Here is a 15,708-nt window from a genome sequence, read left to right as displayed (position 1 = left end):
CCTCTGATGATTAAGTTTAGCGCAACGCTCCTGGCGACGCTGATAGCAGCAAGCGTACAGGCCGCGACGGTCGACCTCCGCATTCTGGAAACAACAGACCTGCACAGCAACATGATGGACTTTGACTATTACAAAGATACCCCGACGGAGAAATTCGGACTGGTACGCACCGCAAGTTTGATTAACGCCGCGCGGGGTGAAGTAAAAAATAGCGTGCTGGTTGATAACGGCGACTTAATTCAGGGTAGTCCTCTCGGCGACTATGTGGCGGCAAAAGGGCTAAAAAAGGGTGACATTCACCCTGTCTATAAGGCGCTGAATACCCTGGATTACGCGGTGGGCAACCTCGGTAATCACGAATTTAACTACGGGCTGGATTATCTGCATAATGCGCTCGCTGGCGCGAAATTCCCGTACGTTAACGCCAATATCATTGACGTTAAGACCAAAAAGCCGCTCTTTACCCCGTACTTGATCAAAGAGACTGACGTGGTCGATCAGGACGGTAAAAAGCAGACGCTGAAAATCGGTTATATCGGCTTTGTGCCGCCGCAGATCATGACGTGGGATAAGGCCAATCTCACCGGTAAAGTGACCGTGAACGACATCACCGAAACCGCGCGCAAGTATGTGCCAGAAATGCGTGAGAAAGGCGCGGATATCGTGGTAGTGGTCGCCCACTCCGGGTTGTCAGCCGATCCGTATCAGACAATGGCGGAGAACTCCGTCTATTACCTCAGCGAAGTGCCGGGCGTCGACGCTATCCTGTTTGGTCACGCCCATGCCGTCTTCCCGGGTAAAGATTTCGCCAGCATCAAAGGCGCGGATATCGAAAAAGGAACGCTGAACGGCGTGCCGTCAGTAATGCCAGGCATGTGGGGCGATCATCTTGGCGTGGTCGATCTGGTGCTGAATAATGACGCCGGAAAATGGCAGGTGACGCAGTCCAAAGCCGAGGCCCGTCCGATTTATGATGCGGCAGCCAAAAAATCGCTGGCTGCAGAAGATAAAAATCTGGTGAACGTGCTCAAGCACGATCATGACGCAACGCGTGAGTTTGTCAGCAAGCCGATCGGAAAATCGTCCGACAACATGTACAGCTACCTGGCGCTGGTGCAGGACGATCCGACCGTGCAGATCGTCAACATGGCGCAAAAAGCTTACGTTGAGCACTTCATTCAGGGCGATCCGGATCTGGCAAAACTGCCGGTTCTTTCCGCTGCCGCACCGTTCAAAGTCGGTGGACGTAAAAACGATCCGGCCAGCTACGTTGAAGTGGAAAAAGGTCAGCTCACCTTCCGCAACGCGGCGGATCTGTATCTTTACCCCAACACGCTGGTCGTGGTGAAAGCCACGGGCAAAGAGGTGAAAGAGTGGCTGGAGTGTTCTGCCGGGCAGTTTAACCAGATTGATACGAAAAGCAGCAAGCCGCAGTCACTGATCAACTGGGATGGTTTCCGCACCTATAACTTCGACGTGATTGACGGCGTGGAGTATCAGATTGACGTATCGCAGCCGGCGAAATACGACGGTGAGTGTCAGGCCATTAACCCGCAAGCGGAACGCATCAAAAACCTGGCCTTCAACGGCAAACCTGTCGATCCGAATGCCACATTCCTGGTTGCCACCAATAACTATCGCGCCTACGGCGGCAAGTTTGCCGGAACCGGCGATAGCCATATTGCGTTTGCCTCACCGGATGAAAACCGCTCGGTACTGGCGGCCTGGATTGGCGAGCAGTCGAAGAAAGCAGGCGCGGTCCATCCGGCAGCCGACAACAACTGGCGTCTGGCTCCGATTCACAGCGATACGAAGCTGGATATTCGCTTTGAGACGTCACCGTCCGATAAAGCGGCGGCGTTTATTAAAGAGAAAGCGCAATATCCGATGACCAAAGTCAGCACCGATGAGATCGGCTTTGCGATTTATCAGGTGGATTTGAATCAGAAATAAACACAGCAGGCGCGCGGAGCAGTCTGCGCGCCTTGCTTTGAGGAGGCGTATGAACGGACCAAACCCATCGACAGCACATCCGATGGAGGGATTCCCTCAGGTTTGTTTTATCAAAAACACGGTGACCAATCCCAACATCATCGTGGGTGATTATACCTACTACGACGATCCGGAAGACTCAGAAAACTTCGAGCGTAACGTCCTTTACCATTTCCCTTTTATTGGCGACAAGCTGATCATCGGCAAGTTTTGCGCGATAGCAAAAGGCGTTCAATTTATTATGAACGGCGCAAACCATAAGCTTTCTGGGATCTCGACCTTTCCGTTTTATATTTTTGGCAACGGCTGGGAGAAAGCCACGCCGCAGCCCGAAGATTTACCCTACAAGGGCGATACGGAAATCGGGAACGATGTGTGGATCGGGTATCAGGCACTGATTATGCCGGGCGTTAAGGTCGGCAACGGCGCGATCATCTCCTCACGTTCGGTCGTGACCTCCGATGTACCGGCCTATGCCGTTGTGGGCGGTAATCCTGCCAGGATCATTAAGACGCGCTTCCCCGATGACGTCATCGCGACGCTGGAAAAGCTCGCCTGGTGGGACTGGCCGATTGAAAAGATCACGCAAAATCTCACGACAATCATGTCCGGTGATATCGACGCGTTACGCGATTAACCGCGCGTGTAAGTCTTCTAAGCCGCCATTAATCATTCAGGGCGGCTTAGCGCAAGGCCGGTCATTCAGAGCATGAAGGCTACGCTGTTTGCGCATCCAAAAGAGCCGTACCGTACGAATTGTCGATGGTACAGAGCCAGCGACCGTCGCTTTCGTGCCGGAAGACATAGGTGGCGCGACGTGTTGTTTCTACCGTTCCATTCTTTCCGTCCGGGAAACGCAGTACCGTTTCCATGATAACCAGCGCGCTATCCCCTCCTTCGATGACCTCCATATTTCCCTGCTCCACAACGAGCTGGTCCTGAAAATAATCAGAGATGGCAATAAAGGCTTTACGAATATTATCTTTGCCTTTAACGACCATGCCAGGCTTAACCATCAGCGCGGCGTCTTCGCTGTAATTTTCCATTAACGAATCATAATCTTTATTGGATATCGCTCTGTCACACGATTCAATCACCTGGCGTAGCGGATGCGAACTCATGAATACTCCTGCTGTTAAAAATATGACCAACCCGTATTAGCATAACAACCCGGCATAAATGTATAGCTACCAAATTTCATGAGCTTCCGGTTTTTTCCCCTGACCTGTCTGCAAACCGATTGAGCACATGTCATAAAACATAATGTAAACCTGACAGCTCTTAAGAACATATTTACAAACTGTTCGTTTCATCATTGATTCGCAGAGCGATTTTTAATGCCATTTTGCCGCGATAACGACAGCGCGTTCTGGAGAACTCAGTTAAAGATTATTGACGATTGACCGATATATTATTTATTAGCGCTGAATAACATCGCTGCAGGTGTAGCCGCAGCAAAAGGAAAGGCACCTATGCTCAACCCTATCAGTAGTCAATCGAGTCTCAATAATGATACGTCGGATAGCCGACGCACAATAATGCAGCCAGAGACGCCGGGTCATGCAACCGGTAAGGTCGAGATGCCGACCAAAAAAGAGGTTGTTTTTTCATCGCTTGCTCAACAATTAAGTGACAGCGCAAGCCGCGCCGATGCGGAGAATGCGGGGCTGAGCAGAAAAGAGTTAGGCGCAAAAGCGCAAGCGCTGCTGAACAAAATTTCCGGACCTGAATATAAGGCTAACCGCGCAATGTATAACGCGGAAATCCCTGACTCTTCTGATCCTGAACGTCTGGCCAGAGCAGCGCAAGCCACAAAATTTGTTAACGGCGACGGCAGAAACCCTTTCGCTGGGTTTACACGCGAGCAACTGGCTTTAGTGACTTATGACGACAGCGGGCTCTACACCACCAACGAAAGAAGAGCCGCATGGGAAGCGTCTAACGATCAGGAATACGCCTGGCGAAAAGAGGTTGTCGCCAAAGCGATGGCCGAATATAACAGCAGTGGAAAGCTGACAAAATTCTTTAGCGCGGTGCTGGAACACTTTAAAACACTACCGGATATCGAGCAGGCGCAATATCCCGATAACTATGAAACTAAGCTGCAGAAATGGATTGAGCTTGATTACAATTATTTTACCAATACGGTAGAAGGTAAAGGCAATCCGGCAGACAGTATTTCGCCTCAAGCAAGTCTGGACATACTGAATCGATAACAGTATCCGTATATCACTCATCGACGATGAGTGATATACGGAGCGGTTATTTTAAAAGATCTTAAATAGCTTTTGATTCGCCTGACCATTTCTCGGGGAAATCTTTGCTGCTTAATGCAGGTTCAATACTGACCAGACTCACACTGACAACATTATGTTCGACAAAAGGATCGTCTTTCAGGAAATGATGTACGCTGTCGCTATTATCACTGTGAAACAGAATATATCCCCCTGAGCCATTACTTAACGGACCCGCAAAAATAATTCTCTCTTCCTTAAAACCTCTGATGAGCCATTGCTTATGTGCATCAAGATATCGCGCAATGTCTTCTTCATGACGCAAATACGTTAACGTTACGGCATGCAACATATTTTATTCCTCATCATTTAAAACAGTATTAATAACCTGGGGGATTGACGCCATAGCGCGAGCTATTTCTTGTTGCTTCACCTTTTCGCTTTTTGATGCACCTTCAGCGCGGATAAATTCCACCCGAACAATGCCCAGGAAAGCCATAAAGTGACGCAAATACAGCTCCTGAAAATCCATTTTTTCCAGAGGGGTGTTGTGATAGAACCCCCCTCTCGCTGAAACGATGATGACTTTCTTGCCGCCTGCAAGCCCCACGGGGCCGTTAGCGGTATAGCTAAATGTTTTACCCGGCTGGGCTATTCTGTCGATCCAGGCTTTTAGCTGACTGGAAACGGAGAAGTTATACATCGGCGCGCCAATAACGATAACGTCACTCTCCAAAAACTCTTTTATCAGCGTGTTAGAGACCTGATATTCAGCGGCCTGTTCGGTACTCACCGATGGGCTGCCGGGAACCGGTCGGAACCCGGCGGCAATTTCGCCCGTCAGATGGCCGATTTCGTCCTTAACAAGATCGCGGTAAGTGACCTGTTTAAATGCGCCAGTTTCAGTGAGCTGATTAACGACCTCTCGGGAGAGCTGACGCGTTATCGAAAATGTCCTGGTAATACTTGAATCAATGTGAAGGAGGTTCATAGCGATCACCCGTTTAAGGAAGTTTATTGGAGACGATGAGCAGCCGTATCTATGAGATTCGCGACCTCTTGCGGATGCGAAACCATAGACATGTGGCTGGAATGAAGTCGGGAAATATGGGCTCTAGCCTCACGAGCGAAATGGGCCTGAACTGACGCATTGAGCGCATTATCATTTTCAGTGATGAGATACCAGGCAGGTTTATAGTGCCAGGCCGCCTGTGTGACTTTCTCGGCGAACGCTGAGGCGGCAATAGGTTGCTGTGCCGCTGCCAGTACCTGAGCCTGTTCTAGCGGAATATCATTTGCCATCACATGATGGAAAGCGTCTGGGTTATCAAGCCAAATCAATCCATTTTTATCCGCCGTCATCCCCTCCATCGGGGCATGGAGGCGCGCCAGCGCATCAGAAACAGACTCGCCGCTGTCGGGTATCAGAGCCGACAGATAAACCAGCCCCTTCACATTGGGAGCATTTCCCGCCTGGGTTATCACCGCGCCCGCCCATGAATGTCCCACCAGCAGCACGCTGCCCGTTTGTCGTGCCAGAACGCGTTCTGTCGCCGCCACATCGTCCTTCAGCGAGGTCAACGGATTCTGCACCGCAGTCACGTGATAACCTTTTGATTGCAGAATAGAAATCACCGCTGACCAGCATGAACCGTCAGTAAAAGCACCATGAACCAGAACGATATTTTTGATCTTCAACTCCTGCGCATGAAGAGAAGCGGTAAAAGGCATCAGCAGGCACAAAAGCAAAAACCCTTTTTGCATGCACGTTGTCAGTCGGTCTCGCATCGGACCCTCCTCACTTCGGGGGGATACAATAAATTTTCATCAGTTTAACGGCCTGATAAGCCGCACATGAAGTGTCTTTAATGACAGGTTTCAGGCAAAATCAGACATCTTTCTTTATTCAGGAATAAGCCCGTGCGAATAGGATTACTGGCGCTGCCATACAGCATGAGATCGGCCCTTGCCGGGCTTGCAGATATGTTCTGGCTGGCAAATCAGGTCATCACGCAAAACCCCACGCTCAATACGGATCTCTCCAGAGAGACACCGTTTTATGATGTGAAAATAGTGACCCGTGATGGCAAACCGGTCAGAGATGTTCAGGGCAGGTTAATTGAGAGCGATGGCGCGTTTGATGACCCCGAGTCCTTTGACGTGATTATTGCCAGCGGTATGCAGCTGGACGACCAAAAATACCCGCTCGCAAAAGAGGCTGTTGGTCAGGCCGCCGCATGGCTGAAAGAGAAATATTCAGAGGGAAGCTGTATTGCAGGCGCGTGCGCCGGGAGCTTTGTTCTGGCAGAGGCGGGGTTGTTGAATGGACGGGCGTGCGCGACCACCTGGTGGTTATTCCACACCTTCAGGGAACGTTACGTCCTGGCGAAACCGCAATGGGGAAAGGTGCTGGTCGAACAGGATAATGTGGTGACGACGGGGGGCCCACTTTCATGGGTCGATTTGGTGATCCACCTTGTGCGTCTTCACGCGGGCAAAGAAATCGCAAAACTGACGGCGGATATGGCGGTTGCTGACAGCCAGCCGTTATCACAGCAGCTCTACGCTCCCGGTGGATTCCTTAATTCACGACATCCGCTGCTGACCAAAGCTGAGCATCTGGTGCGTTACCAGAACCCTTCTATCACCGTGGAAGCGTTGGCCGAGGCGCTCAATATGACGACCCGAACGCTTCATCGTAAAATGATGTCACTTAATCAGGAAAGCCCTAAAAGTTTTATCACTCGCGTTCGAATCGAAACCGCCCTCATTCTGCTGGAAAGCCCGCTAAACACCATTTCTCAGGTGGCGAGCGCGTGCGGATACAAGGATGAAACGGCGTTCAGGCGCGCCTTCAATGGCGTCATGGAAATGTCTCCAGGCCGTTACCGGGAATGGTTCAACGCCAGAACGGAAAGGGTTTGAGATCCCTTGCCACAAATTCGGCAAACAGGAATATCTCACCCGCAACGAAGACTGAGGGTCTGGCGCTCATCAGACAGGCACAACACCTCAACGCCTTTATGCTGCGCGTTTGTCCCGGTTAGTAAGTACTTGCGGGGTATTCACCTCAATCCAGTCTGCCAGCGCGGCCACTTTCTCGCTCACCTCTATGCCAAGGGGTGTCAGGCTGTACTCAACGTGCGGAGGCACCACCGGATAAGAGACGCGATTCACAAACCCATCCTGCTCTAGCGCCTGTAACGACTGCGCCAGCATTTTCTCGCTGACGCCGCCCATTTTACGGCGCAGATCGCTGAACCGGTGCGTCCCCTGCCGCAGCGCCACCAGAATCAGCACGCCCCAACGGCTGGTGACATGCTTGAGCACATCGCGGGATGGACACTGCTCGGCAAAAAGATTGCCGTCGCGCATTTGCTCGCTGAGCGTCGGAAGGGTTGATTTCATACTTACCTTTTTGTACGTACTTACTATAAGTTAGTTAGAGTGATAGTGTGCCACAACACCAGACAAACACGAAGGAGTTCCTCATGATCGCGATTACCGGCGCTACCGGCCAGCTTGGCCAACACGTTATCGAAAATCTGCTGAAAACCGTTCCTGCCCATCAGATTGTGGCTATTGTGCGTAATCCGGCAAAAGCCGATGCGCTGATCAAACAAGGTATCACCGTGCGTCAGGCGGATTACACCGACCAGACGGCGTTCACTGCGGCGCTGAAGGGCGTGGAAAAACTGCTGCTGATTTCGTCCAGCGAAGTCGGCCAGCGTGAACCGCAGCATAAGAATGTGATCAATGCGGCCAAAACGGCGGGCGTGAAATTTATCGCCTACACCAGCCTGCTGCATGCGGATAAATCACCACTCGGCCTGGCCAATGAACACGTCGCGACCGAGAAAGCGCTGGCAGATTCTGGTATTCCGTTCGCCCTGCTGCGTAACGGTTGGTATACCGAGAACTATCTGGCAAGCGCACCGCCTGCCATTGAACACGGCGTGTTTATCGGCGCTGCCGGCGACGGCAAAATTGCTGCGGCCACCCGCGCGGATTATGCCGCTGCGGCAGCAAAAGTCATCGCAGAAGACGGTCACGCAGGCAAGGTGTACGAACTGGCTGGCGACAGCGCATGGACGCTGACCGAACTGGCGGCTGAGCTGAGTAAACAGAGCGGCAAACAGGTCGTTTATCAGAACCTGAGCGAAGCGGATTTCGCCGCGGCGCTGAAGAGCGTGGGATTACCCGCAGGTCTGGCGGATATGCTGGCCGACTCTGACACGGGGGCGTCTAAAGGCGGTCTGTTTGACGATAGCCATACGCTGAGCAAACTGATTGGCCGCGCCACTACGCCGCTGGCGGAAAGCGTCAAAAGCATTCTGTAACGGTTAAGCGCAGGTTAATTTTTGTGGCATCCCTCTGGGTCATCTCTGATAATCAAAAGATGACCCACGAGGAGGCTCACCGTGCAAGGCGTACCCGAACAGTTCATCGATGAGAGAGACAGCGCGCGCTTTCGCCATCTGGCGCAGGTGCCGGGCGTAGAGCTGTATCACGCCCATATCTCTCGCTACGCCTTTGAGCCTCACACTCACGAAGCCTTCGGAATCGGCGCAATTGAAGCCGGTGCCGAGCGCTTTCGCTATCGCGGCACGCAGTACGTCGCCCCTGTCCATTCCGTCGTCACCATGAATCCAGACGAGCTGCATACCGGCGAATCCGCCACGGACGACGGCTGGCGCTATCGCATGGTTTATCTTGAGCCTGATTTACTGGAGGAGGTGACCGGGATTCGCCACTGGTGGTTTAGCGATGTGACGCGCCATGACCCGCAGCGCTCACAGCAACTCTGCCAGCTGATTTATGGCCTGTGGCATACCGACGATCCGCTGGCGCAAAAGGGATTGTTGCTGGATCTGATCGACACCTTTAAGCCGCTGGCTCGCCATGCGCCGATAATTCAGGAAGGCGCGCACCGCTTTGAGCTGGCGCGCGACTATCTGCACGACAATTATATGCATCCGGTGACGCTCGACGAGCTGGCACGCGTGGTGTCGCTGAGTCCGTATCATTTCCAGCGTCAATTCAAGGCGCACTTTCACGTCACGCCGCATCAAATGCTGATGGCGATTCGCCTGTGGCGCGCCAAAGCGTTTCTCACCCACGGCATGCCCGCAGCACAAGTGGCGGCGGCTACCGGACTGACCGATCAATCGCATCTCACCCGCGCGTTTACGCATCGCTACGGCATTACGCCCGTGCGCTATCAAAAACAGGTCGCCCAGCGCTAATGCGCAATCTCATACAATACGCCAGGCGTTGGTCTTCCTACACTTCACGCTGGTTTATAGGTCGTGGAGGGAAAAATGATTAGCGGCGTGCTGTATGCCCTGCTTGCAGGTTTGATGTGGGGACTGATTTTTGTCGGCCCGCTGATCGTCCCGGAATATCCGGCGGTTTTGCAGTCGATGGGGCGGTATCTGGCGTTGGGTTTGATCGCTCTGCCGTTGGCCTGGTTTGGCCGTGTGCGTTTGCGTCAGCTACGCCGTCAAGACTGGATGACCGCGCTGGCGCTGACCATGATGGGAAATCTGATTTATTACGTGTGCCTGGCAAGTGCCATCCAGCGCACCGGCGCGCCGGTGTCGACCATGATTATCGGCACGTTACCCGTAGTAATCCCGGTGTTCGCCAACCTCCTGTATAGCCACCGTGACGGCAAGCTGGCGTGGTCAAAAATGCTGCCTGCGCTGGTCTGCATTGCGGCGGGACTGGCGTGCGTGAATATTGCGGAGTTGCGTCAAGGACTGGCCGAGATGAGCGCGTGGCGCTACGGCTCAGGCATCGTACTGGCGCTGATTTCTGTGGTGTGTTGGGCGTGGTATGCCCTGCGTAACGCTCAATGGCTGCGTGAAAATCCGGATAAAAATCCGATGATGTGGGCAACTGCGCAAGCGCTGGTGACGCTTCCCGTTTCGCTGGTGGGTTACCTCGCCGCCTGCGGATGGTTAGGGCTTCAGCAGCCTGAGTTTGCCCTGCCGTTTGGGCCGAGGCCATGGGTGTTTGTGTGGTTAATGGTCGCCATCGCCGTGCTGTGTTCGTGGGTGGGTGCGTTGTGCTGGAACATCGCCAGCCAGAAATTGCCGACGGTGATTTTGGGGCCGCTGATCGTTTTCGAAACGCTCGCCGGATTGCTTTATACCTTCCTGATACGCGAGAGCGTGCCGCCGCTGTTAACGGCCTGCGGGATTGCGCTGTTGGTGATTGGCGTTGTGATCGCGGTAAAAGCGAAACCGGAAAAACCCACGGTCGTTCCGGTTTCGCTGAGTTGAATCATGCCCGGCAGCCGTTGCGCCGCCGGGCAAATACTTAGAATGTTTCCCAGTTACCGTCAGAAACCGTTGCCGTCGGCTTGACCTTCGCAGCGAAGGTTTTAACCGGCGCGGCTTTCACAGCCCGACCACGGTTAATTTTAAATACCGCAACCGCTTCGTTCAGACGAGCCGCCTGATCTTCCAGCGCTGCGGCTGCGGCGGCGGACTCTTCAACCAACGAGGAGTTCTGCTGAGTCACACGATCCATTTCCGCAACCGCCAAACCGACTTGATCGATACCGCGGCTTTGCTCATCAGAGGCAGAAGCGATTTCGCCCATAATGTCGGTCACGCGCGTGACGGCACTGACGATTTCAGCCATCGTGCTGCCCGCTTCGTTAACCAGCTGAGAACCTGCGCTGACGCGCTCGCCGGAATCATCAATCAGCGCTTTGATCTCTTTCGCTGCCTGGGCGCTGCGTTGCGCCAGCGTACGGACTTCACCGGCAACCACGGCAAAACCACGTCCCTGCTCGCCTGCACGTGCGGCTTCTACCGCTGCGTTGAGCGCCAGGATATTGGTCTGGAAAGCGATACCGTCGATGACGTTGGTGATCTGCGCAATTTTGCTGGAGCTGGTGGCGATATCATCCATCGTACGCACCACGCCTTCTACTACATTTCCGCCTTTTTTAGCGGTGACAGACGCGTCTTTCGCCAGTCGTGATGCCTGACGGGCGTTGTCCGCATTTTGCTTCACGGTCGCGGTCAGCTGTTCCATGCTGGCAGCGGTTTCTTCCAGAGAAGCGGCCTGCTGCTCGGTACGGGAAGAGAGATCGTTGCTGCCTGCAGAAATTTCACCTGCGCCCGTAAAGATAGTATCTGCGCCTTCACGCACGACGCCGACGGTGTTCGCCAGCGCGGTTTGCATTTCCTGCACGTTGCGCCCCAGCACCGCCATTTCGTTCTTACCGTGGGCGTCGATAGGCTGCGTCAGATCGCCTGCGGCAATCGCGCGGATATGGCTAATGACTTCGTCCAGCGGCTTGAGCAGCACGCGACGCATTGCGATCCAACTGGTGATAATCACGCCCACCACCACAATCATAATGGCGGAGAGGATCCACAGGATGCGCTGATAGTCGTTTTCGTTATCCACGATCCCTTTGTCGGTCAGCTTAGCCTGCGCCTCGCGCCATTCGCGATACACTTTTTGCATCGCCTGCTGCTTTTTCTCGGCATTCTGTTTGAACATATCGTCCAGATTACCCTGCGCCAGCAAGCTGTTCATTTGCGCCAGCGTGGACGAGTAGATGCGATATTGTTCTTCCAGTTGCTTACTCAGGTTTTCATCCATCCCCGGCGTTTCTGGCAAAGCGTAGTATTTATCGTAATGACCTTGCGCGTTCGCCAGCAGGTTTTTCGCCGTGGCAACCAGCTCGCTGAGCTGTCCGCCGTTGATCTGACTCGCTGCGCTGCTTTGCAGGCGGAGCATGCCGCGGTTAAGGGTAACGCGCGCCTGGTTGAGGCTAATCCACGCGTCGGTAAATTCTGCAACGTTCTTACTGGAGAGCTGTGAAACGGTGAAATTGTCTTTGTCATTATTCAGCGCATTTATGAATACGCTTGCAGAGATAATTTGCATGGCACCCAGCACCAGCAACACCGAAACAAGTAGTGTGATAACTTTAATACGCTTAAACATTGTATGCCTTTGTTATATGCAGGATATTGTCTGACGTGTATCTATCGGCAGGCGCGCTGGGTTGTTTAACGCTGTAAATTCTCGAATAACCACACTTTCTGAATTTCTCAAATCCATTCAGCATCTTAATACTTTAAAATAATTTTGTGATGAATCTCACATTTTGATCTTTGCCACTAAAGGGTTATAGCCTTCCCTTAAAGATGCATTTAATATGCATCTTATACAATTGATGATGAGGTAACTGCTGATGGCCTTTCGCGACCAACCTTTAGGCGAGCTGGCGCTCTCCATTCCGCGCGCTTCTGCGCTGTTTCGTAAATACGACATGGATTATTGCTGCGGCGGTAAGCAAACGCTGGAACGTGCGGCCCTGCGTAAGGAGTTGGATGTTGACGCAATTGAAGCTGAACTGGCGAAACTGGCCGAGCAGCCCATCGACAAAGACTGGCGCATGGTCGCGCTTGGCGAGATCATCGATCACATCATCGTGCGCTACCACGATCGCCATCGCGAACAGTTGCCTGAGCTGATTTTGCAGGCGACGAAAGTCGAGCGTGTGCACGCCGATAAAGCCTCTGTACCGCGTGGACTGGCAAAATACCTGACCATGCTGCACGAAGAACTTTCCAGCCACATGATGAAAGAAGAGCAAATCCTGTTCCCGATGATCAAACAGGGAATGGGCAGCCAGGCGATGGGCCCTATCAGCGTGATGGAAAGTGAGCATGATGATGCGGGCGAACTGCTCGAAGTGATTAAGCACACCACCGACAACGTGACGCCGCCCGCGGATGCTTGTACCACCTGGAAAGCGATGTATAACGGCATTAACGAATTGATCGACGATCTGATGGAACACATCAGCCTCGAAAACAACGTCTTATTCCCGCGAGCCCTCGCAGGCGAATAAAAAAAGACGCCCGAGAGCGTCTTGTTGGAAGTCCTTGCTTTAAGCCACCTCGCGTGGCCTTTTTTCGTTAGCGCATACCGGCCATACGTTTCTTACCGATAAACAGCCAGCCGAGACCCAGCGCAATGAACCACAGCGGCGTGACCATCAGCGCCTGGCGTGTATCATCTTCCAGCGTCAACAGCACCAGCACAAACACAAAGAACGCCATACATACCCAGCACATCAGTTTGCCGAGCGGCATTTTGTATTTGGATGACGCATGCAGCTGCGGACGCTGTTTGCGGTACACCAGGTACGAGCAAAGAATGATCGTCCAGACAAACATGAACAGTATCGCGGATACCGTGGTGATCATGGTAAACGCACCAATCACGCTCGGATTCACGTACAGCATCACCACACCGCCCAGCAGGCAGATGCAGGAGAAGGTCAGCCCTTTCGCGGGAACCGCACGCTTAGACAGTTTTGCGAATGCGCTTGGGGCAACGCCTTCCTGTGCCAGACCGAACAACATACGGCTGGTGGAAAACACGCCGCTGTTCGCAGAGGACGCCGCAGAGGTCAGTACCACGAAGTTAATCAGGCTTGCCGCAGCGGGCAGTCCCACCAGGACGAACAGCTCGACGAACGGGCTCTTCGTTGGCACCACGGAACCCCATGGCGTCACGGACATAATTACGATCAGCGCAAACACGTAGAACATAATGATGCGAATCGGAATCGAGTTAATCGCGCGTGGCAGGGATTTTTCAGGATCTTTGGTTTCCGCCGCCGTTGTCCCCACCAGCTCGATGCCCACGAAGGCAAACACCGCAATCTGGAAGCCTGCGAAGAATCCGCTCAGGCCTTTCGGGAACCAGCCGCCGTCATTCCAAAGATGGGAAAACGACGCCTGAATGCCGGTTGGCGACTGGAAGTGCGTCAGTATCATCACCAGACCCACCACGATGAGGCCAACGATCGCGACGATTTTGATCATCGCGAACCAGAACTCCATCTCACCGAACATTTTGACGGTCGCAAGGTTAAGGCTCAGCAATAGCACGATCACCGCCAGCGACGCGACCCAGTCTGACAATCCGGGGAACCAAAATTGCGCATACGCGGTAATGGCGACAACATCGGCCATTCCGGTCACGACCCAGCAGAACCAGTAAGTCCAGCCGGTAAAATAGCCCGCCCACGGTCCGAGCAGATCGGAGGCAAAATCGCTAAAAGATTTGTATTCGAGATTCGAGAGCAGCAATTCACCCATTGCTCGCATCACGAAGAAAAGCATAAAACCGATGATCATATAGACGAATATGATGGATGGCCCGGCAAGACTGATGGTTTTACCTGACCCCATAAACAGCCCGGTACCAATGGCACCGCCGATGGCGATAAGCTGAATATGACGGTTTGTGAGATTGCGCCGCAGCGACTGTTCAGACGAAGCCTCTTCATCGGCGACGACTTTAACCTGATCTACCATGTGATTTTCCTGTTGTACCTGTCTGTGTTGTTTAGGCTCTTCTGGCCTTTAATGACGTCAAAACGCGACGATCCCTGATACAAGGACTCGTCGATAGTAGGTAAGAATCGGCAGGATGAATACTGTGAATTAGAGATTATGTTAATAATATGTTTAAAGTGAGTGTCATATCACTTGTACAATGCAAAACAGCTCACAAAAATACACGCAAAGCGTGCATATGCAAAATAAAATGTTGATATCACTGTAACTTTAGGTTTTATCACGCATTTTCCTCTCCCGAAGCGGGAGAGGAAAAGCGCGTCGATTACAGGATTTCCAGCAGCTCGACTTCAAATACCAGGGTGCTGAATGGTGGGATAGATGCACCCGCGCCACGCTCACCGTATGCCAGGTTTTGTGGGATCGTCAGTTCCCATTTAGAACCAACCGGCATCAGGGTCAGCGCTTCGATCCAGCCAGGAATCACGCCGTTAACCGGGAATTCTGCCGGTTCGCCACGCGCAACGGAGCTGTCGAACACGGTGCCGTCGATCAGTTTACCGGTGTAGTGCACGCGAACGTGGTTGGTGCGAGCCGGGATTGCGCCTTCGCCCTGAGTAATCACACGGAACTGGAGGCCAGATTCGGTGATATTCACGCCTTCGCGCTCACGGTTTTCTTCAAGATATTTCACGCCGTCAGCAGCCATTTCTTCAAAACGCTCACGACGAACGGCATCAGCACGCTCGTGGATTTCACGCAGTGCGCGATGAACAACGTCTACTGGCACTGCTGGCTGTTTGCCTTCCAGCGCGTCAGCGATACCCGCCACCAGCGCTTCAGGTAACAGTCCTTCCAGGCCGGATTCGCTCAACTGCTGTCCTACCTGCAAACCGATACCGTAGCTTGCCTGCGCTTCGATAGTGTCAAAAGTCGGGGTGGTCATGGGGGCTTCCTTCCATCACATTTAAAGTAGCGGGCAGCATAGCAGCCACGCCCTTACGGGTAAAACTTTGTCTTAAGTTAAGATGACAAACCGCCGCGAAACAGAAACAATAGGGCGTACCAGGATTTTTCCCAAACGTGGGACAGTGAAGGCGGCTTTGCTACGCCATTCAGGCAGTTAGCGAACTATA

General features: G+C 52.9%; 16 protein-coding genes. 8 read left to right on the top strand and 8 right to left on the bottom strand.

The window, feature by feature from the left end:
- The first annotated feature begins 6 nt into the window (after positions 1 to 6).
- Positions 7 to 1,953 carry a bifunctional 2',3'-cyclic-nucleotide 2'-phosphodiesterase/3'-nucleotidase gene (locus tag AC07RN_RS11190; protein ID WP_478336368.1) on the top strand — a complete coding sequence of 649 codons (1,947 nt, stop codon included), beginning with the start codon at positions 7 to 9 and terminating at the stop codon, positions 1,951 to 1,953.
- 49 nt (positions 1,954 to 2,002) lie between these two features.
- Complete coding sequence (locus AC07RN_RS11185) at positions 2,003 to 2,629, top strand: Vat family streptogramin A O-acetyltransferase (protein WP_235134606.1); 627 nt, start codon at positions 2,003 to 2,005, stop codon at positions 2,627 to 2,629.
- A gap of 79 nt (positions 2,630 to 2,708) precedes the next feature.
- Here the strand turns inward: AC07RN_RS11185 and AC07RN_RS11180 are convergent, their stop codons facing one another.
- Entirely contained in the window at positions 2,709 to 3,113 is a 405-nt protein-coding gene (locus AC07RN_RS11180; RefSeq protein WP_478336367.1) for a YybH family protein, read from the bottom strand.
- Between the two features lie 459 nt (positions 3,114 to 3,572).
- Between AC07RN_RS11180 and AC07RN_RS11175 the strand changes: the two genes are divergently transcribed.
- A complete protein-coding gene (locus tag AC07RN_RS11175; protein WP_478336366.1) occupies positions 3,573 to 4,208 on the top strand; it encodes a hypothetical protein in 636 nt (211 codons plus the stop codon).
- A gap of 61 nt (positions 4,209 to 4,269) precedes the next feature.
- On the opposite strand, the gene AC07RN_RS11170 is transcribed toward AC07RN_RS11175, so the two are convergent.
- Genes AC07RN_RS11170 through AC07RN_RS11160 form a run of 3 tightly spaced genes read right to left on the bottom strand, consistent with a single transcriptional unit; the run spans position 4,270 to position 6,014 of the window.
- Positions 4,270 to 4,578, bottom strand: a complete 309-nt coding sequence (locus tag AC07RN_RS11170) for a YciI family protein (protein ID WP_478336365.1) — start codon at positions 4,576 to 4,578, stop codon at positions 4,270 to 4,272.
- 3 nt (positions 4,579 to 4,581) lie between these two features.
- Entirely contained in the window at positions 4,582 to 5,217 is a 636-nt protein-coding gene (locus tag AC07RN_RS11165; RefSeq protein WP_478336549.1) for an FMN-dependent NADH-azoreductase, read from the bottom strand.
- Positions 5,218 to 5,240: 23 nt separating this feature from the next.
- Positions 5,241 to 6,014, bottom strand: a complete 774-nt coding sequence (locus AC07RN_RS11160; RefSeq protein ID WP_478336364.1) for an alpha/beta hydrolase — start codon at positions 6,012 to 6,014, stop codon at positions 5,241 to 5,243.
- Positions 6,015 to 6,179: 165 nt separating this feature from the next.
- On the opposite strand from AC07RN_RS11160, the gene AC07RN_RS11155 reads away from it, so the two are divergent.
- Entirely contained in the window at positions 6,180 to 7,151 is a 972-nt protein-coding gene (locus AC07RN_RS11155; protein ID WP_478336548.1) for a GlxA family transcriptional regulator, read from the top strand.
- A 96-nt stretch (positions 7,152 to 7,247) separates the two neighbouring features.
- Here AC07RN_RS11155 and AC07RN_RS11150 read toward each other — a convergent pair whose 3' ends face one another.
- Complete coding sequence (locus AC07RN_RS11150) at positions 7,248 to 7,634, bottom strand: winged helix-turn-helix transcriptional regulator (RefSeq protein WP_478336363.1); 387 nt, start codon at positions 7,632 to 7,634, stop codon at positions 7,248 to 7,250.
- An 83-nt stretch (positions 7,635 to 7,717) separates the two neighbouring features.
- Between AC07RN_RS11150 and AC07RN_RS11145 the strand changes: the two genes are divergently transcribed.
- The 3 genes from AC07RN_RS11145 to AC07RN_RS11135 all read left to right on the top strand — a co-directional run bounded on the left by AC07RN_RS11145 (position 7,718) and on the right by AC07RN_RS11135 (position 10,513).
- Positions 7,718 to 8,566, top strand: coding sequence for an SDR family oxidoreductase (locus AC07RN_RS11145; RefSeq protein ID WP_478336362.1), 849 nt, complete (start codon positions 7,718 to 7,720; stop codon positions 8,564 to 8,566).
- Positions 8,567 to 8,647: 81 nt separating this feature from the next.
- On the top strand, positions 8,648 to 9,472 hold the full coding sequence (locus tag AC07RN_RS11140; RefSeq protein WP_407438407.1) for an AraC family transcriptional regulator: 825 nt from the start codon (positions 8,648 to 8,650) through the stop codon (positions 9,470 to 9,472).
- Between the two features lie 75 nt (positions 9,473 to 9,547).
- Positions 9,548 to 10,513: a DMT family transporter gene (locus AC07RN_RS11135; protein WP_478336361.1), complete on the top strand. Its 966-nt coding sequence runs from the start codon at positions 9,548 to 9,550 to the stop codon at positions 10,511 to 10,513.
- Positions 10,514 to 10,550: 37 nt separating this feature from the next.
- Here the strand turns inward: AC07RN_RS11135 and AC07RN_RS11130 are convergent, their stop codons facing one another.
- Complete coding sequence (locus AC07RN_RS11130; RefSeq protein WP_478336360.1) at positions 10,551 to 12,200, bottom strand: methyl-accepting chemotaxis protein; 1,650 nt, start codon at positions 12,198 to 12,200, stop codon at positions 10,551 to 10,553.
- Between the two features lie 250 nt (positions 12,201 to 12,450).
- Between AC07RN_RS11130 and ytfE the strand changes: the two genes are divergently transcribed.
- Positions 12,451 to 13,113, top strand: a complete 663-nt coding sequence (gene ytfE, locus AC07RN_RS11125; protein ID WP_478336359.1) for an iron-sulfur cluster repair protein YtfE — start codon at positions 12,451 to 12,453, stop codon at positions 13,111 to 13,113.
- 67 nt (positions 13,114 to 13,180) lie between these two features.
- On the opposite strand, the gene cycA is transcribed toward ytfE, so the two are convergent.
- Together cycA and fklB are read right to left on the bottom strand one after the other, a co-directional pair.
- Entirely contained in the window at positions 13,181 to 14,590 is a 1,410-nt protein-coding gene (gene cycA / locus AC07RN_RS11120; RefSeq protein WP_478336358.1) for a D-serine/D-alanine/glycine transporter, read from the bottom strand.
- Between the two features lie 307 nt (positions 14,591 to 14,897).
- A complete protein-coding gene (gene fklB / locus AC07RN_RS11115) occupies positions 14,898 to 15,518 on the bottom strand; it encodes a BamJ family beta-barrel-assembly machinery protein (protein ID WP_012015790.1) in 621 nt (206 codons plus the stop codon).
- Between the last annotated feature and the right edge of the window lie 190 nt (positions 15,519 to 15,708).

This window comes from Lelliottia sp. GFLA7 (assembly GCF_056490165.1).
The sequence above is the reverse complement of the archived record's forward strand: the minus strand, read 5'-3'. Positions and strand labels throughout refer to the sequence as shown.